Genomic DNA, 789 nt, shown 5'->3' with positions numbered 1-789 from the left:
GCGTGGACGCCAGTCTGCGTGGAGCCATCCTTGAAATACCACCCTGGCAACTTTGAGGTTCTAACTCAGGTCCGTTATCCGGATCGAGGACAGTGTATGGTGGGTAGTTTGACTGGGGCGGTCTCCTCCTAAAGAGTAACGGAGGAGTACGAAGGTGCGCTCAGACCGGTCGGAAATCGGTCGTAGAGTATAAAGGCAAAAGCGCGCTTGACTGCGAGACAGACACGTCGAGCAGGTACGAAAGTAGGTCTTAGTGATCCGGTGGTTCTGTATGGAAGGGCCATCGCTCAACGGATAAAAGGTACTCCGGGGATAACAGGCTGATACCGCCCAAGAGTTCATATCGACGGCGGTGTTTGGCACCTCGATGTCGGCTCATCACATCCTGGGGCTGAAGCCGGTCCCAAGGGTATGGCTGTTCGCCATTTAAAGTGGTACGCGAGCTGGGTTTAGAACGTCGTGAGACAGTTCGGTCCCTATCTGCCGTGGACGTTTGAGATTTGAGAGGGGCTGCTCCTAGTACGAGAGGACCGGAGTGGACGAACCTCTGGTGTTCCGGTTGTCACGCCAGTGGCATTGCCGGGTAGCTATGTTCGGAATAGATAACCGCTGAAAGCATCTAAGCGGGAAACTAGCCTCAAGATGAGATCTCACTGGAACCTTGAGTTCCCTGAAGGGCCGTCGAAGACTACGACGTTGATAGGTTGGGTGTGTAAGCGCTGTGAGGCGTTGAGCTAACCAATACTAATTGCCCGTGAGGCTTGACCATATAACACCCAAGCAATTTGA

General features: G+C 53.6%; 1 rRNA gene. It reads left to right on the top strand.

The features are described 5' to 3' along the window. A 23S ribosomal RNA gene (locus tag DK871_RS28400) occupies positions 1-769 on the top strand; the annotation flags it as partial. Positions 770-789 lie beyond the last annotated feature (20 nt).

Source organism: Pseudomonas sp. L13 (assembly GCF_009935965.1).
GTDB classification, from domain to species: domain Bacteria; phylum Pseudomonadota; class Gammaproteobacteria; order Pseudomonadales; family Pseudomonadaceae; genus Aquipseudomonas; species Aquipseudomonas lactis.
The sequence above is the reverse complement of the archived record's forward strand: the minus strand, read 5'-3'. Positions and strand labels throughout refer to the sequence as shown.